The 21452-nt window shown below is 43.5% G+C and carries 15 protein-coding genes; 10 read left to right on the plus strand and 5 right to left on the minus strand.

Features of this window, described 5'->3' with window-relative positions; all coding sequences use genetic code 11:
• Window positions 1–84: 84 nt before the first annotated feature.
• Together ACMFL8_RS07930 and ACMFL8_RS07935 are read left to right on the plus strand one after the other, a co-directional pair.
• The gene (locus tag ACMFL8_RS07930) at window positions 85–816 is read left to right on the plus strand and encodes a Smr/MutS family protein (RefSeq protein WP_010201940.1); all 732 of its coding nucleotides are present in this window, start codon (window positions 85–87) and stop codon (window positions 814–816) included.
• A 193-nt stretch (window positions 817–1009) separates the two neighbouring features.
• Window positions 1010–1642, plus strand: coding sequence for a DNA-3-methyladenine glycosylase family protein (locus ACMFL8_RS07935; protein ID WP_413190629.1), 633 nt, complete (start codon window positions 1010–1012; stop codon window positions 1640–1642).
• Window positions 1643–1697: 55 nt separating this feature from the next.
• On the opposite strand, the gene ACMFL8_RS07940 is transcribed toward ACMFL8_RS07935, so the two are convergent.
• Window positions 1698–3641: a mechanosensitive ion channel family protein gene (locus ACMFL8_RS07940; protein ID WP_413190630.1), complete on the minus strand. Its 1944-nt coding sequence runs from the start codon at window positions 3639–3641 to the stop codon at window positions 1698–1700.
• Window positions 3642–4047: 406 nt separating this feature from the next.
• Here ACMFL8_RS07940 and ACMFL8_RS07945 point away from each other — a divergent pair, with 406 nt between their 5' ends.
• The 8 genes from ACMFL8_RS07945 (at window position 4048) to ACMFL8_RS07980 (ending at window position 18620) form a co-directional block, all read left to right on the plus strand.
• A complete protein-coding gene (locus tag ACMFL8_RS07945; RefSeq protein ID WP_240215727.1) occupies window positions 4048–5973 on the plus strand; it encodes a TonB-dependent receptor plug domain-containing protein in 1926 nt (641 codons plus the stop codon).
• A 355-nt stretch (window positions 5974–6328) separates the two neighbouring features.
• Window positions 6329–7753 carry an adenosylhomocysteinase gene (ahcY, locus tag ACMFL8_RS07950; protein ID WP_413190631.1) on the plus strand — a complete coding sequence of 475 codons (1425 nt, stop codon included), beginning with the start codon at window positions 6329–6331 and terminating at the stop codon, window positions 7751–7753.
• 13 nt (window positions 7754–7766) lie between these two features.
• Entirely contained in the window at window positions 7767–8615 is an 849-nt protein-coding gene (locus tag ACMFL8_RS07955; protein ID WP_194618616.1) for a methylenetetrahydrofolate reductase, read from the plus strand.
• A gap of 205 nt (window positions 8616–8820) precedes the next feature.
• Window positions 8821–9693, plus strand: a complete 873-nt coding sequence (locus ACMFL8_RS07960) for a 16S rRNA (uracil(1498)-N(3))-methyltransferase (RefSeq protein WP_413190632.1) — start codon at window positions 8821–8823, stop codon at window positions 9691–9693.
• 195 nt (window positions 9694–9888) lie between these two features.
• On the plus strand, window positions 9889–11601 hold the full coding sequence (locus ACMFL8_RS07965; RefSeq protein ID WP_227676117.1) for a putative bifunctional diguanylate cyclase/phosphodiesterase: 1713 nt from the start codon (window positions 9889–9891) through the stop codon (window positions 11599–11601).
• A 380-nt stretch (window positions 11602–11981) separates the two neighbouring features.
• The gene (locus tag ACMFL8_RS07970; protein WP_352309231.1) at window positions 11982–13775 is read left to right on the plus strand and encodes an acyl-CoA dehydrogenase C-terminal domain-containing protein; all 1794 of its coding nucleotides are present in this window, start codon (window positions 11982–11984) and stop codon (window positions 13773–13775) included.
• A gap of 293 nt (window positions 13776–14068) precedes the next feature.
• Entirely contained in the window at window positions 14069–15853 is a 1785-nt protein-coding gene (locus tag ACMFL8_RS07975; protein WP_413190633.1) for an acyl-CoA dehydrogenase C-terminal domain-containing protein, read from the plus strand.
• A 277-nt stretch (window positions 15854–16130) separates the two neighbouring features.
• A complete protein-coding gene (locus tag ACMFL8_RS07980; RefSeq protein WP_413190634.1) occupies window positions 16131–18620 on the plus strand; it encodes a site-specific recombinase in 2490 nt (829 codons plus the stop codon).
• Between the two features lie 53 nt (window positions 18621–18673).
• Here ACMFL8_RS07980 and ACMFL8_RS07985 read toward each other — a convergent pair whose 3' ends face one another.
• The 4 genes from ACMFL8_RS07985 to ACMFL8_RS08000 all read right to left on the minus strand — a co-directional run bounded on the left by ACMFL8_RS07985 (window position 18674) and on the right by ACMFL8_RS08000 (window position 21383).
• On the minus strand, window positions 18674–19510 hold the full coding sequence (locus ACMFL8_RS07985) for a symmetrical bis(5'-nucleosyl)-tetraphosphatase (protein ID WP_194618627.1): 837 nt from the start codon (window positions 19508–19510) through the stop codon (window positions 18674–18676).
• Window positions 19511–19759: 249 nt separating this feature from the next.
• On the minus strand, window positions 19760–20623 hold the full coding sequence (rsmA, locus tag ACMFL8_RS07990; RefSeq protein ID WP_194618629.1) for a 16S rRNA (adenine(1518)-N(6)/adenine(1519)-N(6))-dimethyltransferase RsmA: 864 nt from the start codon (window positions 20621–20623) through the stop codon (window positions 19760–19762).
• Between the two features lie 286 nt (window positions 20624–20909).
• On the minus strand, window positions 20910–21245 hold the full coding sequence (locus tag ACMFL8_RS07995; RefSeq protein ID WP_227669829.1) for a hypothetical protein: 336 nt from the start codon (window positions 21243–21245) through the stop codon (window positions 20910–20912).
• Window positions 21246–21257: 12 nt separating this feature from the next.
• Window positions 21258–21383, minus strand: a complete 126-nt coding sequence (locus ACMFL8_RS08000) for a hypothetical protein (protein ID WP_264997158.1) — start codon at window positions 21381–21383, stop codon at window positions 21258–21260.
• Window positions 21384–21452 lie beyond the last annotated feature (69 nt).

The raw sequence follows: 21452 nt of genomic DNA on the forward strand, positions 1-21452 counted from the left end.
ATAGACACTAGATCGCTTGAACAATGCGTGTGCTATACGGATTGTTCAATCCTTTATTCATCAATCAACGATACGTTAACTTTTATGTCAAATTCTCTATTTTCAAAAGAAATGCAAGACCAACTCAAAGAATTAAAAGGACAGCTGAGCAAAGGCCGTGATACCGATTCACCTGAAGGTGAAGATCAAAAGCCTACAGAACCTGTCTCGTTACTCACCCAAAAGCAAGTCAAAAAGACTGTCAAACAGTTGGACAGTGAGCATATCGACGACGATAAAGTTCTATTTATGCAAGCGATGCATGGCGTCAATCAGCTCGATGACAAAAACGTCCGCTCCCCTGCCAACGCCGCAAAAGCGCGTAAACCTGATGCCGCCACACTTTCGAAACGTGCTGCCGCGCAAGGTAGTGAGGCTAGTGATTTAGGCGCTGGCTTATCAGATATGCAGGCGCTACTCAATCCTGTGGCTGGCGAAGCTTATCTGTCTTACAAGCAGCCGACCCTACAAAATAAAATTTTTACCCAGCTCAAACAGGGCAAGCTGCGTTGGTATGATGCGGTAGATATCCATGGTTGCACCATTGATGAAGCACGCGCTGCCATGACTCAACTATTGAGCCAAGCAAAGCAAAATAATGAAACTATGGTAAAAATAGTCCATGGTAAAGGTAGCGAAGCTATTTTAAAAACTTGCGTCAACGGTTGGCTACGTCAATTGCCAGAAGTACTGGCATTTTGCTCTGCCCCGCCAAAAGATGGTGGAAACGGCGCGGTATTAGTACTGCTTAAAAAACCTAAAACTGATGGCGAATAAGCTGCATCGTTAAACATAAAAAGGACTGCTTATTGGCAGTCCTTTTTGTTATGCTCATTATCAAAAAAAACTATCTACATCATTGTTGGCGTCTATAGTCAAAACATCCTAAAAATGCGACGGTATGGCTGATGTATCGATATTACTTTTCTATAGCTTTAGCAGTATCTAAATCAATGAGGATAAGATGTTTATGAGTCTACAAACTATTGAAAACACTGAAGAGTTAGAAGAGCATATCATTGCTTTGATTGCCATCGAACCAAGATTCGCTCCTGTTTATGAGCAAGTTGGGATGCCCAGTCTTAGGCACAATGCAGGTGGGTTTGAGCAACTAATGAGAGCGATGGTGGGTCAACAGCTATCAGTAGCAGCCGCGGCCAGTATTTGGAAAAAGCTGGTTGCGGCAGGTTTGACAACCCCTCATGCTATTGCTGAAGCACAGGACGAAACGTTACGAGCACAAGGCTTATCTAGGCAAAAGATGCGCTATGTCCGATCTTTAGTAGCGCATGATATAGACTTTACTACCTTAACAACCATGCCAAATGAAGCGGCTATAAAGACACTCACAGCAGTCACTGGCATTGGACGTTGGACGGCTGAGATGTATTTATTGTTTTCTCTAAAACGCGATGACATACTGGCGGTCGATGATTTAGCGATTAAAGTCGCAGCGATGACAGTATTAGGTCTAGCAGAACGCCCGACACCGAAACAGCTAAAGGGATTGACCGAAATCTGGTCACCACATCGTAGCGCTGCCAGCCTGCTTCTATGGTCATATTACGGCTTACTACGTGATAAAACTGCCGTACCTTTATAGTTCCCTATAATAGCTCTCCATACAGAATATCTGCCCATATAAAGAAAACTCATTTTTAAGGCTGGTTCCATATAGAAAAACCAAATTTTCTTTTGGTGTGCTTAAACTTACTTTTTCTTAGCATACGACTTTTGTGTTTCAGTGCTTTGAGTGCACCTTCCCTGCTTACTGTTGCCATCGATGATTTCTGATTATCACCTCTCGCTTTGTTGCTGATTTTATTAATATCAACACTGCCGTTGTTACTAGAGTGATCATGATTGTCTAAGCTTACATTCGTTTCACCATCATCCGTATTGCTACTGCTGTGTGAGGTATCTTCTTCTACCGATTCAACTGTATTACTTTCCATATGATGTTCAAGTTCAGCTTGATTGACAATCAACTGCTGTGTTGGCAAAGCATGCTCAACCTTATATTTTGCGACTTGGTTTAGTACATCAACGAATACCACGTTTTGCTTGTCATAGAACTCCATGACGTCGTTGGCATTAATATAAGCTTGTAATTGAATCACATAGCAGTCTTGGCGCAGCTCTAAAATGTTCACTTGGTTCCATTCATTATTGGTTAAATAATGCTCATTCAAAAACTCATCCAAATCCTTGACCATCTTAAAAACCACGTCGATATCAGCGGTACGCTTAAGATACAACTGATGAAAGAAGCGGAACATATCGCGTGAGGTAAAGTTCTCGATTTGCATGGACGAGAAGTCGCCATTGGGTACGGTGACGATGGTGCGGGTCAATGTGCGGACGCGTGATGAGCGAATACCAATATCGATAACGGTGCCTTCATAAGTACCGAATTTACAATAATCACCGATACGTACTGGCGAATCCGCCACAACTACAACGCTACCAACAAGGTTCTCAATGGTTTTTTGTGCACCAAGAGCGAAAGCCAGTCCACCCACACCCAATGCAGCAATACCGGTCGTTAAATCAAAACCCAAATTACCAAAGAAGACAATGACCGCAAATATAAGCAGCAATGCTTTGACGACTTTGCGTAGCAGTCCTAAGATTGAGACACGTTCAGTATGGTTTTTCTTATAGCTTAAGTTGACGGCACGCGTGAATATCGCATCGATGACACGCAGTAATAACCACGTTGTCGCTAGCCATGATGCAACCTCGGTAAACCGATTGATAGGCTCACGTAATGTGACTGACACGCCTGCATAGACCATGACTTCGGATAATATCAACGCCATAATGACGACAGCAAGTGGCAATATCACCTTATCAGGTAATGGTAACGGTACACCGCGTATGTGAGGATAAGTGATTCTCAATAGATGGTACAACAGCCAAACCATAATATAAGTGAGTACAAAGCTGCTCACAATCATGGTTAGCGCTGCAACCAAGTCAGCCAATTGATAACCAAAAACCTTCTTGCCGTCCAGTGAATCAACCGTATAGCGAGATACCAAGGTCGGTTCAGTATTTTCTATCACTTCTGGTACTGAGCTGAGCGTATCACTTGAAAATTGCCAGTACTGATCATTGTTATTAGACACCACTCTTTCTAATAACAACGGCACGCTTTTTTCACCGATATTGATGACACCGACGTTTTCTTGGCTGGGTGGCAATTGATCGGTTAAATTGCCTTCAAGCGTATTATTGAGCTGCAAGTCAGGTAAAAAACGCCCACCAGCATCGAGTGCTTGCTTAAATTGACGCACCACGGTAGTTGGATTGTCAGACTTTGATAAGTTAAGGTAATTGCTCGCCAATAAATAATCGTTTTCGCTTAAAGCACTAATGAATCCCTGCACCGTATGTCGCGGCGTATCTCGCCCAAAGGAATCAGGTATCGGCTCACTGCTCGCCTCACTAGTCCCGCCAAGTCCCAACACGCCAGCTTCAGCCGCGAAGGCAGCATTCGGCAGTATCAGACTACACAATAAAGTCAGCAACAAGGTGGCCATTACCATGACTCTTGATAATGATGCTTTTAAGGGTAAAGGTAAGCTAGTAGGACTCATACGACGCTCAATAGACAAAACAAACCTCTTAATTCATAGATAGACATAGGTATAAAGAAAAAATTGCCTAAATAGCCAATGATCAACACAACCTGCCGCCATGATAGCAATTATAACTAACTGTCGTGTTTTTGATTACAAATTTTTCTACCGAACAATGTTTCTAATGATAAGCAATTATTGGTACTGAGCACAGTTGCTAAGCAATAAATACCCTGTGCATCGCTTTAGAATGGTTCAATGATCAGCCATCATGAAAATTACTCAGCTTATCATGAATAAATATTGGCTAAAACTGGTTTATAAAGCGAGCATATTTATAGATAATGAACCCTGTGTAACTTGTCTACTGTTTTTTGTAAATTTTACCTTCTTAACTTTTGCTTTTGTAACCTTGGGAATCATTATGTTGTTAACACGCTCTTCTTCGTCTACTTATTTGCGGTGCTGTATTTTAAGCGCACTTGGCGTATTTGCCGTAAATACAGCCATGGCTGTCACGCCATCTGACCCTGACTTAGAGACAGTCAATGATAGTGAGCTGCCACAAGTCGAGCTTGATAAAATCGTTGTGACAGCGACGCGTACGCCTACCAAAACCAGTAACGTAATCGCCCAAACTCGCGTGATTGATAGCGAAGAATTGCGCCGTTATCAAGGGCAGACAGTTTTAGAAGCACTGAAGCGTCAGCCTGGCATCAGTCACTATACAAGCGGCGGCATGGGCACCGTTTCCAATCTTTATATGCGCGGTTATGATGGTAAGCAAATCTTGGTACTTATTGATGGCATACGTTATAGCTCGTTAAGCACAGGTAATAGTGCCCTAAATTTACTACCAGCCGACCAGATCGATCGTATCGAAATACTATATGGTGCCTCAGGATCTAGTATCTATGGTGCAGACGCGATGGGCGGTGTGATTCAAGTATTCACAAAAGGCAGCAATGTAGATCAAAGCAGCATGTCGGTTACCGCTGGTGTTGGCTCAAATGATCAATATTTATACGGTGCTAGCGCACAATTCGTCAATGATACTGGCACCGCTTTGAGCCTTTCAGCCAGCCACAACGAAACAGATGGTATCAATGCAACGCTACCCGATCCTAGTAATGAATACGCCCCTTACAACAAGGACGACGATGGTTTCGAAAGTGATAACTTTAGCATTGCTCTAAATCAGCGTATCAATGATCAATTGTCAGTAGGGGCTAGTGCTCTGTATAGCGAGTCAACGACTTATTTTGATAATGGCGCTGCAGAGAATGTGTATTCTGATCAAGAAACGGGTGCGGCTCAAGCGTTCGTTGATTGGCGCTACCAGCCAGGCGCTTCGGTGAAGCTACAGTATGGGCACTCTATCGACAACATAGACACAGAAACCTATAGCAGTAACTATGATACAGAGCAAGATCAAGTCAGCCTAGTCGGTCAGCATGCCCTACCTATCGGTACAGGCATTTACGGTGCAGAGTATTTAAACCAAAGTATTGATACGACTGATTATGACGTTGATGACCGTGATGTGACCAGTGCATTTTTGGGTTATGTATTGGCTAATGATCAATTCGATGCACAAGCAAACCTACGCTATGATGACAACTCACAGTATGGTGATGAGACCACTTATAATTTAGGTGGCGCGCTACATATCAGTCCCAATCTACGCATCGGTGCCAGTTATGCTAAAGGGTTCCGAGCGCCTAGTTTCAATGATTTGTACTCACCTTTCGGTGGTAATGCTGAGTTGACACCAGAAACCAGTGATAACTATGAAGCTTTTATTGAATACGATACTCCTATTCAGTCTACCCGTTTGACAGGCTATCACAACAAAGTTGACGACTTAATCAGCTATGTCGCAAGCCCCACGCCTAGCAATCCTTATGCAGGCTCTAGCGAAAACGTCGATGAAGCCAAAATCGAAGGACTCACACTAACATCAGATTGGATAGTCGATAATTACTTATTTGGTGGTAGCTATGACTACCAGCAGGCAGAAGACAATAGTGGCGGGAGCAACGATGGTAATTTTCTTGCCATTCGTCCTGAGCATAAAGGTCTGATTTACTTAGGCTATCGCTTATCAAGCTTTGACATTCGTGCCGAATATGAATATGTCGGTGACTACTATAGCAACGTTGCCAATGCAGAATCGCAGTTTGTCGATCATTATGGATTGTTTAATATCAGCGGTAACTACCAGCTAACAGACAACCTAACCATGGCAGCACGTTTAGACAATATTACTAATGAAAAGTATATTACTCTACCCGGTTACGACACTGATGGTATCAACTATTTCACCTCTTTGACCTATAACTGGTACTAGGTTTTTCTTAGTACCCTTCAGACTGTCTGAACTGAGAATAAAAAAGGTCATCAATATCGATGGCCTTTTTTTAGTGCTCTATATTACCGCTCGGCATCTTATCTTCCTATACCGTCATCTATTTATGTTATCCAACAGGTGACAATCCATGACTCATCTATTACAATAACGACCTCCGAGAGGTGTTGCGCCATGACCATAGATATTGCATTGAGAGACTAAAATCATGCAAATTATAGGTTATGTTAGGCTCGGTTAACTGTCGAGCGCCCTATTTTGGTCGCTCACAGCGCAAACAACGGCACCTGCGTTTTTATTCTTTTTATCATACGTTAACCACTGATAGGAGCATATTATGGACGCAGTGTCTACTACACCATCTGCCCATACGATCGATCCCTCTTTCACTGACTATAAAGTCGCTGACATCAGCCTTGCTGATTACGGCCGCCGTGAAATCACCCTTGCCGAAGCTGAAATGCCTGCCCTTATGGGTCTGCGTCGTCGCTACGAAGCTGATCAACCGCTTAAAGGCGCAAAAATCGCTGGCTGTATCCACATGACCATCCAAACTGCCGTACTTATCGAGACACTAGTCGCGCTAGGTGCTGAAGTACGTTGGACATCATGCAACATCTTCTCAACTCAAGACCATGCTGCTGCGGCGATTGCTGCTGCTGGTATCTCTGTTTATGCTTGGAAAGGCGAAACAGAAGAAGAGTATGAATGGTGCTTGCGTCAACAAGTTCACGTTGGCGGCGAAGCCTCAGGTCAGCTTTGGGATACTAACTTAATCTTGGATGATGGCGGTGATTTAACTGCATTGATCCATAATGATTATGCTGAGCTTCTTGATAATATCCATGGTATCTCAGAAGAAACCACCACTGGTGTTCATCGCTTGGTTGAGATGCTAAATAAAGGTACGCTTAAAGTACCAGCAATCAATGTCAACGATGCTGTCACTAAGTCTAAAAATGACAACAAATACGGTTGCCGTCATAGCTTAAATGATGCCATCAAACGTGCTACTGACATGTTCCTTGCTGGTCGCCGCGCTCTAGTTATCGGTTATGGCGATGTGGGTAAAGGCTCTACGCAAAGCTTACGCCAAGAAGGCATGATCGTACGTGTCTCAGAAGTTGATCCTATCTGTGCCATGCAGGCATGTATGGACGGTTTTGAAGTATTATCGCCTTACATTAACGGTGATAACACTGGCGGCGCAGACAACATCAACACACGTCTGCTTGAAGACACTGACATGATCGTTACCACCACTGGTAACTACCATGTTTGTGATCGTCATATGCTTGCAGCACTGAAACCTGGTGCAGTCGTTTGTAACATCGGTCATTTTGACACCGAAATCGACACCCAATTCATGCGTGACAACTGGCGCTGGGTTGAGATTAAACCACAAGTGCATCAAATCTTCCGCTCAGATGACGAGAATGATTATTTGATCTTGCTTGCTGAAGGTCGCTTAGTGAACCTTGGTAATGCCACTGGTCACCCATCACGCGTGATGGACGGCTCATTTGCTAACCAAGTATTGGCTCAAATGTATCTGTTTGAAGAGAAATTCGCTGACTTGCCAGCTGATGAGCGCACTGACAACTTATACGTCAGAGTATTGCCGAAGAAACTGGACGAAGAAGTCGCTGCTGCCATGGTTGCTGGTTTTAACGGTACACTGACGAAGCTGACGGATAAACAAGCGGAATATTTGGGTGTACCTGTCGAAGGTCCATTTAAGCCTGACGCTTATAAATACTAAAAGGAGCCAGACTGTGACTAAGCCTGCTTTCTCCTTTGAGTTTTTTCCGGCCAAAACCGAACTGGGTCATGAAAAGCTACTCAGCACTTATGATGAGCTGAATAAGCTATCACCTGCGTACTTTTCGGTGACCTACGGTGCTGGCGGTTCAACCCGTAACCGCACTTTAGATATCGTTCAAGCGCTATGTGCACGCGGCGATACTGACATTGCGCCGCATATGTCTTGTATTGGTGATGATAAAGCAGAAATCGCTGAATTGCTTGAGCACTACAAAAGCTTAGGTATCAAGCGCCTAGTCGCGCTACGTGGTGACTTGCCTTCAGGTCAGGTGGGTATGGGTGAACTACCATTTGCTGTCGATTTGGTAAAATTCATTCGTGAACACTCAGGCGATCACTTCCATATTGAAGTGGCCGCGTATCCTGAGATGCACCCACAAGCGCGTAGCTTTGCGTTTGATGTTGACAATTTGGTCAATAAATACCAAGCGGGCGCCAATGCGTCGATTACCCAGTTTTTCTATAACGCCGATAGCTACTTATATTTGCGTGATACCTTAGAAAAGCGTGGGATTGATACCGTAGCACAGCCATTGGTGGCTGGCATTATGCCCATTACCAACTCAAGTAATTTGGTACGCTTTGCCGATAGCTGTGGCGCTGATATTCCGCGTTATGTGCGTAAGCAGTTGGCTGACTTTGGTGATGACCGCAAGGCCATCCGTGAATTTGGTTTTGATGTGGTATATCGTCTATGTGAGCGTTTAATCAATGAGGGTGTACCTGCCATGCATTTTTATAGCATGAATAAGGTTGAGCCGAATAAGCGTTTGGTCGAAGCATTAGGACTTACCGCTTAGACCTTTGTTGAACTTCTTGTTAAATGACTGGCATTCTTCGGAGTGCCAGTTTTTTCGTTTTACTTATGATCTATCTTGTCTTAACAACTGCTCTACATGACCTGTTTTATTTCCCAAATACCTGTGACAATACCTTTCCCTCCGCCACTCATATTCTGCTAACATGTTGAGAGGGATTATTGTTCAATTAAAGGACTAAACGACTGTGCGACGTTTTTTTTATGCTATCAGTAACGATTTGAACACCACCTTTCCTACCCTTAGCGCATTATCTATTGGTGCTAGTGTCGAATTAACAGACAGCATCGTTCATCATTGGTGCCGAGTATTACGCGCAAATATCGGTGATCAAGGTATTTTGTTTGATGGCTTTGGCGGCGAATATCAGGTAGAGCTACAAGCGATTAGTAAAAAAAATGCCACGGTTACCTTACTCAGTCATTCAACTGATGACCGCAGCGCCCCTGTATTGACTAAAATAGCCCTAGTGATGAGTCGCGGTGAACGGATGGATTATGCCATTCAAAAGTCCACTGAGCTTGGTGTCACTGCTATTCAGCTCCTTAGCAGTCATCATGGCGAAGTCAATCTCAAACCTGCCCAAGTCGAAAAAAAGCTGGCACATTGGCAACAAATCGCTATCGCTGCCTGTGAACAATGCGGCCTCAATCGCCCTCCTCTTATCCTTGCACCACTGTCTATCAATGACTGGTTACGTGATTCAGCGACCAATGCTACAGACACAGCAATATCTGTCAGCGCTGCGGTTAGCCCTATTGTCGCGACACTGAGTGAAGCCCCTTATTATCAAATATTAAACCAGCCAGCAGATAGCCGATTAATGATGAGCGTGCCAGCAGCGGGACAACCTCTGCAACCAGAGACACTCTCAACCGCACTAACACAAGACAAACCCTACATTGAGCTGCTAATCGGTCCTGAGGGTGGTCTCAGTAATGATGAGTCAGTACAAGCACAAACAGTAGGCTTTGCGCCTTGGCAGATCGGTAATCGTGTGCTACGAACAGAGACCGCGCCTGTCGTCGCCTTGGCAACATTGCACGCGCTTAGCCATTAATCACCAAACGCCATTCTGTATATATGCTGATGGCTAGGTTAAATGAAGTGCTCTGATACAACGCTTCTTATTGCTTTGCAAACTGGGAAATAGCTTGAGCCGCTGAGCTTAGGTAATCCATATGACTGACGGTGGTTATTGCTAGCAATGACTGACCAATTTTTTAGACTTGACGTTGACTTAGTGAGTCCAATTATGACTACTTTTACCACCCTACCGCTCTCAGATAAGCAGCAACTGCTGACACAGTTATGTGAGCAATATGAAGACGCTATCTTTATCTTAGACGCAAACTTTCGTTATCTATCGGTCAATGCTATTTACGAGATTATGATTGGTTACAGTGAATCTTTTTTGCTGGGGCGACCACTTGGTATATATGCGGCTGAGTTTTTATCAAAAGAAGAGCAAGCTATTTTAAATGATCTTACCAGTCATTTAGACAGTAAGGGATTTTATGAAATTGACTTTTCGATAGCGACTCGCTATGGACAAGTTCTGAATTGCCATATCACTTACCGAAGAATCTACGTGGGAGAAACGGGTTATTATATCGGTGTGGTGCGCGATATGTCGTCGGTCGTAAAAGACAGAAAACAAATGAATCATCTACTCAATTACGATCAACTGACAGGGTTGCCTAACCGCAAGGTTTTTTTGAGTCAGACCAGTGAGCTATTGTTAGAAAGTTATCAAGAAGTCGTGATTGTACGCCTAAACATTGATCGTTATCGTAACCTCGCAAGCCTACTCGGCCCCGACGGTATTAATACTCTCATAGAAAGCTTCGTACTAAGGGTCAAAACCTTAAAGCTCGAAGATTTGCATTGTTTTTCACATTTTGGTGGTGATGACTTTGCCTTATTATTTGAATGCACTGATGCCAATTCCGTACGCAATCAGTTAGACCTCTTGATGCAAATGTGTGAGCATCCTTTTTTCGTCAGTAATGAGCCAGCAGAAGATACAGCCATTTATTGTCATATCTCAGTTGGGGTCAGTTTTTTCCCTGAAAATGATTACGAAATGATAGGGTTGTTGACCAAAGCTGAGAAAGCCCTACAGTATGTTAAACAGCAAGGTGGAGACGACATCTGTTGGTACAACAAGACCATCGATGAGGCAACTGCCAATAGTTTACAGTTGGAAGCGGAGCTTAGAGCTGCCACCAATGATGTTCAGTTTGTACCCTATTATCAACCGAAATTTTCCTTAGATACTGGGGCTATTACTGGCTTTGAGGCGCTGGTACGCTGGCAGCATCCTACTCGTGGGCTGCTAAAACCTGTTCACTTTATGAATGCCATCATCACGCACAAACTGTCATTTGAGCTGTTCTCACAAATGGCGACTCAAATTGCGGAACAGTTGTCTATTTGGCAAAAACTTGGCTTCGATCAACATATTTGTATCAACGCCGATGCTGCTGAATTTAGCCATCCTGATTTCTTTGAGATGGTGAGCAACTTATTTGTGCAGCACGACATCCATGCCCATCAACTGCATATCGAAGTCACAGAATCCTCATTAATACAGCGCCATGCTAATGTCAAAAAACAGCTCAACTTACTGAAAGAGTTGGGGATTTGTTTAGCGCTGGATGATTTTGGTACGGGTTATGCCTCTTTAAGTTATCTACAAGAGTATCCTTTTGACTTTATCAAAATCGATAAAAGTTTTATCTCTAAGATTGAAACGGATCGTACCCAATATGCGATCGTCAAGGCTATTTTAGAGTTAGCGGTGGCGCTTGATATGCAGGTCATCGCTGAGGGTATCGAAACCAAACAACAACGCGATTTACTGTTAGACATGGGTTGTAAATATGGACAAGGCTATTGGTTTAGCAAACCCGTGACTGCTGATATCGCAACTGAAATGTTAACGCAGCAATATTTGTCTAAATGATGACACGCCCTAGTCAGTATTTTAATCGAGAATCAGCCAATCATTTTTTAGTCGATTATTATCATTATTTTTTCGCCTAACGTTGATTGCATAACGGATGCAAGGTAGGTTCATGACTTATCAGTGCTGTTACCAAACTTGTATAATCGCCTATGAAAGCCTATCTTTTATAGTGAATTTGTTAGAGCTTACTAAATATCAAACTGACTCTAACAATCACCATTCTTTTCAATACTATTTTATGCAATCGATACCTTAGATAGGTCTGCGACTCCAACAGACCATCTGGATATAGTCAATCCTGCATCATGCGCTAAACCCTAGCGCTGTCATAGGACGACCAGCTATTATTGATTGCATTACAAAAAGGACAGGAAGTTATGCAATACAAAGCACCTTTACGTGATATTCAATTCGTTATGCATGAGCTGCTCGATAGCGAAAGCCATTACAAAACGCTACCTGCATTTCAAGAAGCAGACCGCGAGCTAATGGATAGCCTGTTTGAAATGGCTGCAAGCTTTGCTGAAAATGAGCTGTCACCATTGAACCAAAGCGGCGATGCGGAAGGCTGCAAGTTTGATAACGGCAAAGTAACGACACCAAAGGGCTTTAAAGAAGCCTATAAAGCGTATTGTGAGCTTGGTTTCCCTGCGTTGTCTGCTGAAGAAGAATTCGGTGGTCAAAACATGCCGTTTTCATTATCAACGGTCATCAATGAGATGGTTGGTACGGCTAACTGGTCATTCTCTATGTACCCAGGCCTATCACATGGTGCGATCCAAACCATCGAGCATCATGGTACTGATGAGCAGAAAAACATCTATTTAGAAAAAATGATCAGCGGTGAATGGTCAGGTACGATGTGTCTGACTGAAGCACACGCTGGTTCTGACTTGGGTATTATCCGTACCAAAGCTGAGCCAAAAGAAGATGGTAGCTATAGCATTACTGGTCAAAAAATCTTCATCTCAGCTGGTGAGCATGATTTAACCGACAATATTATTCACATTGTATTGGCGCGTTTACCAGGCGCACCTGCTGGCACAAAAGGCATCTCATTGTTTATCGTTCCTAAGATGACGGTTCAAGAAGATGGCAGCGTTGGCGATAGTAACAATGTCGTTTGTGGCTCTATCGAGCACAAAATGGGCATTAAAGCCTCTGCCACTTGTGTCATCAACTTCGATGGCGCAACAGGTTACCTAATTGGCCCAGAAAACCGCGGCCTACAGTGCATGTTCACCTTTATGAATGTTGCCCGTATCGGTACTGCTGTTCAGGGCTTGACTGCAGCAGAGTACGCATTCCAAGGCTCATTGACTTATGCCAAAGATCGTTTGGCCATGCGCTCTTTGTCAGGTACCAAAGCACCAGAAAAAGTAGCTGACCCGATCATTGTACATCCAGCGGTTCGCAACATGCTATTGACCGAAAAAGCCTTTGCTGAAGGTGGCCGTGCATTGGTCTATTATCTCTCACATTTTGCGGATACCGTCGCAAAAGGTGAAGGCGAAGCGCTTAAATTTGCTGATCAAATGCTGTCATTGTTGACACCAATCGCTAAAGCATTTTTGACCGAGACTGGTCTAGAAGCTGCCAACCACGGTATACAAGTTTATGGTGGTCACGGTTTTGTCAGCGAATGGGGTATGGAGCAAAACGTGCGTGATACGCGTATCGCTTGTCTATACGAAGGTACGACTGAAATACAAGCACTTGATCTATTGGGTCGTAAAGTATTGGGTTCACAAGGTAAGCTGCTTGCAAACTTTGTCAAAGTCATCCAAGACTTCTGTGATGAAAACAAAGAAAATGATGAGATGGGTCAATTTATCCGTCCACTAGTCAAGCATCTAAAAGAATGGGGCGACTTAACAGCGCGAATTGGTATGCAAGCCACTGAAAGCCCTGAAGCAGTAGGCGGTGCAGCGGTTGATTACATGTACTTCAGTGGTTACGTGACTCTGGCTTATTTATGGGCACGTATGGCACTTGTGGCACAAACTGCTATTGCTGATGGCAGCAGCGAGCCTGCGTTCTATGATGCTAAAATCAAGACGGCTCAGTTCTATTTTGCTAAATTGCTTCCACGTACCACCACACACGTAGAGCGCATCAGCACTGGTGTTGAGCCGTACATGAGTATGGATGTTGATCAATTTGCCTTTTAAGTAAGCCATCAATTTATCAAAGATTTGTTGAATTAGCACCACTATCGTAATTTCGATCGGCAACATACCAAAGTATGTTGCCGATTTGCGTATTATCAATTCCTTTTAAGCCTATTAAAGCCATTATTTCGCATGATAAATGTTTTTGGTGTACGCACAATTCACGAAGAAATACACAAGCTAAGCCTCTAATTTGCTAAACTTTAGCTATTAGCCATTAAGGTTAACTCAAAAAGAACAACCGATAATCTTAATGTATTTAATTTTTATTCATTTGAACCAAAGGACTGCTGATGGCTGTTTATAATGCCCCTCTTAATGACATGCGCTTCATCTTAAATGATGTTTTTAATGCGAATGCATTTTGGCAAAACAACGACAATTTAGCTCATGTTGACATGGACACTGTCGATATGATTTTAGAAGAAATGGCAAAACTGACCAAAAACGTTCTGCTGCCCATCAACCGTAGTGGCGATGAAGAAGGCGCTACTTTTCAGGGTGATGGCGTTGTCACTACCCCAACAGGCTTTAAAGAAGCATATAAGCAGTATGCTGAGTCAGGCTGGGTTGGCTTAAGCGGTAACTCTGAATACGGTGGTCAAGGCTTTCCTAAAATGGTGACCATGCTCACCGAAGAGATGGTTTTTACCGCTAACCAATCGTTTGCCCTTTACCCTAACCTGACTGTAGGCGCGACGCTTTGCCTAAATGCAGCGGCCTCTGAAGAGCAAAAGCAAACCTATCTAGAAAAAATGTACAACGGCGAATGGGCTGGCACTATGTGCTTAACAGAGCCACATGCGGGTACTGACTTAGGCATCATCAAGACCAAAGCCGTACCTAACGATGATGGCAGCTATGACATCTCTGGTACTAAGATTTTTATCACGGGCGGTGAGCACGATCTAACTGAAAACATTATTCATTTAGTATTGGCAAAAACACTTAATGCACCAGAAGGCTCAAAAGGCATTTCGCTATTTGTTGTACCAAAATTCTTGGTCAATGAAGATGGCAGCTTGGGTGAACGCAATACATTAGCAGTCGGTTCTATCGAACACAAAATGGGTATCAAAGCATCTGCCACTTGTGTGATGAACTTTGATAGTGCCAAAGGCTGGATGGTTGGTGCCGAAAACACAGGCCTGTCCTCTATGTTCATTATGATGAACTATGAGCGTGTCACTATGGGTCTGCAAGGCCTTGGTGGTGCTGAGCTTGCCTATCAAAATGCGGCACTTTATGCCAATGATCGTGGTCAAGGTCGTAGTGATACCCAGTTGCAAAGCCCAGAAAAACCTGCGGATGCGATTATCCATCATGCCGATGTACGCCGCATGTTGTTAAATGCTAAGACCAATACTGAAGCGTCACGTTGCTTTGCCATGTATGTTGCCAAGAATCTTGATGAAGAAAAGTTTAGTACCGATCCAGAAGCAGCCAAAGCGGCTTCCGCTCGCGTTGCTCTACTCACGCCTGTTGCCAAAGCATTTTTGACTGACAAAGCATTAGAAGCCACTATTGATTGTCAGCAAGTATTTGGTGGTCACGGCTATATCCGCGAATGGGGTATGGAACAAATCGTTCGTGATACGCGTATTGCCCAGATTTATGAAGGCACCAATGGCATTCAAGCCCTTGACTTACTAGGCCGCAAAGTGGCGCGCAATAACGGCAAATACGTCACTCATTTCTTAGGTGAAATTCGTGATTTTGTCAATAATATGCAAGCCAATCACGGCATCAAACAAGCCACACTAGATGCCGCTGATACGATTGAAGCGTTGACTAAAACTGTGCTGAGCAACATTGGCGAACGTAAAAACGAAATCAATGGCTGTGCCGTTGACTACATGCATGCCTTTGGCTACCTGTGCTACTCGTATATGTTTGCGTTGATGGTTGAAGCTGCTGACGGCCAAGAAGGCGAGTTCTACACGAACAAAGCCAAGCTTGCTGACTACTTCGTTGGTCGTGTACTGCCACGTATCGATGCGCATGCGCAAATGGTGCAAGCAGGTAGCGATCCTATGATGAACTTTGATCTTGACTACTTTGATGTACCTGCTAACTAATCAGCGATTTTTAATAATTAATAATTAAAGTATCATGACAAAAGGGACAGTCTCGCTACTGTCCCTTTTTTTGCCAAAAATATTTTCAAAATAACTGCTAACAAAATAATTAACTATCGATGCATCGTTCCGATTAGAATAACGCAAAGCAAACTATCGCTTAAGTTACTTCATAGTATTACCAAGATTTTAGTCATAACCTATATTGTATACCAGATAATAATATTCAAAATCTAACAATAAAAACGGTTGAAACCACCATGATAAAGGATGCGACGTGCCAGAACTAAAACGCATTTTACAGCAGATTACGGCGCTAAGTGATGTACCTGATCCTGCGGTACTAAAACGCTTAATAGATGAGCTACGGGTCACTGAAAAAGAGCCTGTCTTGGCCAATGATAACATTCAGAACCTCATTGATGTCATTCGTCAGCATCCAGAATATGGTGACGGCCTTGCCAGCTTTGTATTAAAGCTCATTATCCAGTACCGGCAAATTGCACTCTATACCGATACTGGCATTATGTCGGATCAGGGATTTTTTAATAGTTTGCGCCGTTTAGTTGGCCATCGACTTTTGCCAATACTACCGCAAGAGGACTCCGTGGTTGAGTTGGTTGGTTACCTATTTAATAAGCGTTCTGATGAGCGTTGGTTGGCCAATATCGATAAAGAAAAATGGGATGAGCTGGTTGAATTACTGAGAGTCAAAGAAGAACACTTAGATCTAGTCGCCACGGCGAAAAACAGTATTTTAAACGCGATTATTATTCTATCTTATCGCATCAGCGGTCTTGGTTTGCATCCTGACTTGATGGATTCTTACCCGCAAATGCTGAACTATTCAGCCTCTTTTGTGGCGCAAAATCAAGAGGCGGTCTTATTTGTCAATCAATATAGGCAGGCGCATGAGCTTGATACCTTGACTGATATCACCCCCGAAAAAGCCGTCGATCCAGCACCGTTACTTGTCATGATTGAGCAATGCGAAGATATCGTTGCCACGGTTCGCAAACGTATTTATAAGACGGGTATTTCTATTCGACTGACCAATATGATGCTGCGCCTCGACCAAAGCTTGCAGCGTATGCGTATCTTGACTGAACTGGTGACTGATGATTATAACAAGCGTGATCTGGCCGTCATTGAACTGATACAAACGCTGATTACCACTGCCAATCGTCGCTATAGTATCGGCTATTTGATTGATAATAATACCAAGCTGCTCTCGCGCAAAGTGACTGAAAACGCGAGCCGTGTCGGTGAGCATTATATTAGTACTGATAAATCCGGCTATCAGAAAATGTTTAAAAAAGCCTCTATCGGTGGCTTTATCATTGCTTTTATGGCGACCACCAAGATATTGGCTTATCATTTAGCCCTCGCACCAATGGGACGCGCCTTTATCAACAGTATGATTTATGGCTTGGGTTTTGTCTTTATCCATGTCATTCGCGGTACCGTTGCTACCAAGCAGCCTGCCATGACGGCGGCGGCTATTGCCTCCACTATATCAGATGGCTCTGGCAAGAAGTCTCATCAGCTAACCAAGCTGTCAGAATTGGTGGTCGATATTTTACGTACCCAGTTTGTCGCTATCATGGGTAATGTAATGCTAGCGGTACCGGTCGCTCTTATCATCTCTTTTGCTTGGCTGCAATATACAGGCACGCCGATGATTGATACTGAGAAGGCTGGGCATCTCCTACATGATCTTGATCCTTTTCGCTCGCTCGCCCTTCCCCACGCTGCCATTGCTGGTGTCTATTTATTTTTATCGGGTCTGATCGCTGGTTATTACGACAACTTAGCAGTTTATAACCATGTGGGCGCACGTATACAGCGGCATAAGTTGCTCAAAATTCTACTGCCTAAATCATGGCTACAGCGCTTTGGCGGCTTTGTAGAAGCGAACTTGGGTGCCATCATGGGCAACTTTTTATTCGGGGTGTTTTTAGGCAGCACTGCCACCATCGGCTTTATCTTCGGCTTACCAATTGATATTCGCCACATTGCTTTTGCCTCAGCCAACTTGGCGCATGGACTGTTTAACATGTCCGCTGATGATATAAGCTGGAACGTCATCTTACTGTCCATTCTTGGTGTTGCTCTTATCGGTATCGTCAACTTGATGGTCAGCTTTTCCCTCGCCTTATTCGTGGCACTACGCTCAAAAGAAGTGCGCTTCTTTGAATGGGGGCGTCTGACCAAATTGGTTTTTGGTCATATTATCAGTCACCCATCTGACTTTTTTTGGCCACGCGACAAACCGATGAAATATGCGCGCATCGATAGCCAAGGTCGTATGATATTTGATGATACTTCAGGGCAAAAAGGCGGCAAGCCTATACCTGCTAATTACGTTGTGCGCCGCTTATCGGACGTAAAAATATTGCCCAAATCCATGCAAGGCAGTATGAAAAACGATCCAGCAGTGACCGACATACAATATGACAATCAAACATCAGACAGTAGTTTTGATCCTGAGATGACTAGTCGTGAAGCGTATAGCACCGTCCATCCAACCATGGCCAAACAAGTGATCGATCTCGATGATGGTCTGATGGATGACAACCTCAATAGTGTGCCGTACACCGATGATATTCAATATGATAGAAGCACTAAGGCGCTTGATAGCTTTGCGACTAGTAGTAATGAAATAAGCCGTGATGAGGCAGACAATACTGACTCTGATAGCAAAGGTGCTGGCGATGCCAAAACCCCACTGCCAAAACCGAAAAAACCACCCAATCTGCCCAGTTAAATGGGTAGTTTTGGTGGTTTTGATGACACGCTTCAGTTAATGAGCTGCCATAATTATGGCGGATGACAATGCGCACTTGACGTTATTACCGCTTCATCACCCAATCGATAGGCTAATAAATGATTTCCCCAAACACAGCCGCCATCCAAAGCGCGCGCATGTGGCAGATCAACCTCACCTTTTAACGCTGCCCAATGACCAAATAGTATCTTACGCTTGCGCGGCACTTGCCACTCAAACCACGGCAAAAAATCCTTTGGCATCGAATCATCTAAGCTTGCCGTAAAGCTAAATTCGAGCGTGCCATCCTGCTTGCATAAACGCATACGAGTGAAGTAATTGGCAATCGCGCGCATTTTGGTAAAGCCGTTGATACCTGTATGCCAATCATCGGCCGTCTTGCTATATAAGTGTGGCAACAACCGATCAAGCTGCTTTAAGCTGCCTCGTAATTGCGCCTCTAACTGCTGGGCATAGTCCGCTGCTGCTTCAATAGTCCAATGCGGCGGGATGCCAGCATGTACCAGTACGGTATTGGCATCAGGATAAGCCAGTATCGGCTGCTGACGTAACCAATGTAATAGCTCATCACAATCATCGGCAGCAAAAATTGGTGCGGTCTTGTCTTTTTTCTTAATTTTAGCGGCACCGCGCCAAACAGCGATTAAGTTAATATCATGATTACCCAACACCGTAGCCGCCGCGCCTTGCTCACAGAGCGCCTTGACATCGCGCAACGTATTTAGTGAGTCTTCGCCGCGTGCCACTAAGTCACCTGCAAACCACAATTTATCTTGAGTAGGGTCAAAATCCAATGTTTCGAGTAGATGCAGATACGCCGCATAACAACCTTGCAGATCACCGATGACGTACTGGTGGCGAAAACTCATAAATCCTCTATCTTTTATGTGATGACTTTTATGTGATGACTTTTATTCATATCTAGGGCGTGTCCTCAATTCAATTGATCATATCTAAACGGGCTAAAAATGGCTAAATTTTGCCAAACATCGTTAAATAGCTGGTTAATATCCCGATATTATCTGCGCTATTTTCCTCGTCTGACTGCAATTTATCTCATTTTTATCACCATTTTTGAAATAAGGACACACCCTAGATAACTATTTTTGGATGATGAATTAATCTGCTACCTTGCCTGCCTGATTGCTCAAATTGACAAAATCTTTCACACTCAAGACTTCAGGGCGTGCTTGTGGATCGATACCACAAGCGGCAAAGTCATCCTCGCTCAATGTCGGCAACAAGGTTGATTTTTTAAAAATAGCACGTAAGGTCTTACGACGATGGTTAAAGGTTTCGCGTACTACAATCGCGAAATACGCTTCGTCTTCTGCGACGATAGGTTTGTTGATATGCGGCGTCAGGCGAAATACAGCGCTGGTGACTTTTGGTGGCGGATTGAATGCGCCACGTGGCACAGTTAATAAATAATCCGTATCACAGTGGTATTGCATAATGACCGACAAGCGACCATACGTCTTGCTTCCAACGTCAGCAGTAATACGCTCGACGACTTCTTTTTGCAACATAAAGTGCATGTCTTGAATCACATCGGCATAACTGAGCAAATGAAAAAGTATCGGCGTAGAAATATTATACGGCAAGTTACCCACCACGCGTAGCTTACCGCGCTCCTCGCTATACAACTCACGATAATCGACATGCATAGCATTGTCTTTAATAATCTCAAAATTTGGATGGCTATTGGCACCGATACGAATACGCAGGCTATCCGCCAAATCACGATCCAGCTCTACGACCGTCATCGCATCCACTTCTGCCAATAACGGCTCAGTCAGCGCACCCATACCTGGGCCAATCTCGATTAAATTGTCATCGCGCTCTAAGCGAATGCTCTCGACAATCTCACGAATAACACTACGGTCATGTAAGAAGTTTTGACCAAAGCGTTTACGCGGTTGGTGTTTGGCAGCCCGTAGGCTATTGGAAATGGTTTGGGCATCAAACGAAGTTTTGGACATAAAAGAGTCTTAATGTATAAAAGAGAAATGGGCTATGGCAGCAATATGCTGGTATTATTATAACAAATTATACCACAGCTCATAATTTGGCTGTATTTTTGAGACGTTTTATCGATAAGTTACTCACACCTTAGCGCAACCGACCCGAGACTTTTTATCCTCATAATCATTTGTCATAAGACCCGTTATGGGAATAAGATAAAAGTTATTAATGTGAAAGGTCAGCTTAATCTTTAGATTAAGCTGGGATGGTCTCGCGGTTTTTATTGAAAAACATTCTTAGTAATTATTGTGGGTAATTATGAGTCCAACCCTCTGCTACAATTTCCTTAACCGCTTGATCATAATGCTCTGGTAATAAATTATTTCTGTAGTAAATACTGTCTATGAGCTCTTCTGTAGTTAACCCACCTTTCAAACTATTAATCATTCTCTGATACGGCTCGCGAACTTCAGGCCATGACAACTCATCGCCCAGTACTCTACCAACATAAGTCATCATATAACTTTGAAAGGAAAAAGGTTTCTCTATTTTACCCTGTATAGCTAGACGGTATACAGGCTCGAAGGCTTCTAATACTGGTTTAATAACTTGTGTTTCCTTACTTACAGCTTTACTCACATCTTCGTCTGTCTATTGATCACGATATGTAGAGAAAGCCCCTATAATACCTTCTCTTGATTTCCAATTTATCAGCGCCGTTTTAAACTCAATAGCAGCTTGCTCTATTTCTGGTTTATTCATATTAAATGTTGTCATGTTATTTCACCTCTATGACGATATAGAAATAAGCATGGTTTCCTAGTGAGGACTTGAACACTAGGCTGT

This window comes from Psychrobacter sp. AT9 (assembly GCF_047272965.1).
GTDB classification, from domain to species: domain Bacteria; phylum Pseudomonadota; class Gammaproteobacteria; order Pseudomonadales; family Moraxellaceae; genus Psychrobacter; species Psychrobacter glaciei.

Bases quoted from the DNA above. Each gene is read 5' to 3' on its own strand.
- ACMFL8_RS07930 (WP_010201940.1), top strand. From the start codon at position 85: ATGTCAAATTCTCTATTTTCAAAAGAAATGCAAGACCAACTCAAAGAA.
- ACMFL8_RS07935 (WP_413190629.1), top strand. From the start codon at position 1,010: ATGAGTCTACAAACTATTGAAAACACTGAAGAGTTAGAAGAGCATATC.
- ACMFL8_RS07940 (WP_413190630.1), bottom strand. From the start codon at position 3,641: ATGAGTCCTACTAGCTTACCTTTACCCTTAAAAGCATCATTATCAAGA.
- ACMFL8_RS07945 (WP_240215727.1), top strand. From the start codon at position 4,048: ATGTTGTTAACACGCTCTTCTTCGTCTACTTATTTGCGGTGCTGTATT.
- ahcY (WP_413190631.1), top strand. From the start codon at position 6,329: ATGGACGCAGTGTCTACTACACCATCTGCCCATACGATCGATCCCTCT.
- ACMFL8_RS07965 (WP_227676117.1), top strand. From the start codon at position 9,889: ATGACTACTTTTACCACCCTACCGCTCTCAGATAAGCAGCAACTGCTG.
- ACMFL8_RS07970 (WP_352309231.1), top strand. From the start codon at position 11,982: ATGCAATACAAAGCACCTTTACGTGATATTCAATTCGTTATGCATGAG.
- ACMFL8_RS07975 (WP_413190633.1), top strand. From the start codon at position 14,069: ATGGCTGTTTATAATGCCCCTCTTAATGACATGCGCTTCATCTTAAAT.
- ACMFL8_RS07985 (WP_194618627.1), bottom strand. From the start codon at position 19,510: ATGAGTTTTCGCCACCAGTACGTCATCGGTGATCTGCAAGGTTGTTAT.
- rsmA (WP_194618629.1), bottom strand. From the start codon at position 20,623: ATGTCCAAAACTTCGTTTGATGCCCAAACCATTTCCAATAGCCTACGG.
- ACMFL8_RS08000 (WP_264997158.1), bottom strand. From the start codon at position 21,383: ATGACAACATTTAATATGAATAAACCAGAAATAGAGCAAGCTGCTATT.